The following is a 670-nucleotide window of genomic DNA, read 5'->3' on the forward strand; positions in this document are numbered from 1 at the left end:
TGCCGAGATTTTCTAATATATTGGGTTGCTATCTGAAGCATATTAGTAGATTATAGGTATATAGTAAATGTGCAAGTACACTATTAATGTATATTGCTTTACATTTTTACAATTATTTTCGATACTAGGAAGAAATATATATGGTATGATTATTCTCTACATTGAATTTAGGTGATCTCATGGCAAAAGATGATATTTTAACAAGTGAAGATGTTATTGATAGAGCCCGCGAATACCTTTCCGAGGATGATGCAGCTTTTGTTCGACGTGCATATGAATTTGCTGAGCGTGCTCATTCGGATCAATTCCGGAAATCTGGTGAGCCATACATTATCCATCCCGTGCAGGTAGCAGGTATACTGGCTGAACTGGAAATGGACTCAGAAACAATCGCAGGTGGATTTCTGCATGATGTTGTAGAAGACACGACCGTTACCTTAGAGGACCTAGAGGAAAATTTCAATCATGAAGTAGCAATGCTGGTCGATGGCGTAACAAAGCTTGGAAAAATTAAATATAAGTCGAAAGAGGCTATCCAGGCAGAAAACCATCGAAAAATGTTCGTTGCGATGGCGAAAGATATTCGTGTTATTTTAATAAAACTAGCAGACCGATTGCATAATATGCGGACATTAAAACATCTCGCACCGGAAAAACAGCGAAGAATTTC

Annotated in this window: 1 protein-coding gene; it reads left to right on the top strand. The window is 37.8% G+C overall.

The window, feature by feature from the left end:
* Positions 1-179: 179 nt before the first annotated feature.
* Positions 180-670, top strand: a 491-nt coding sequence (locus tag AC3G7N_RS21270; protein WP_489424132.1) for an HD domain-containing protein, incomplete at its 3' end; no start/stop codon positions are given.

Source organism: Virgibacillus carmonensis (assembly GCF_057836705.1).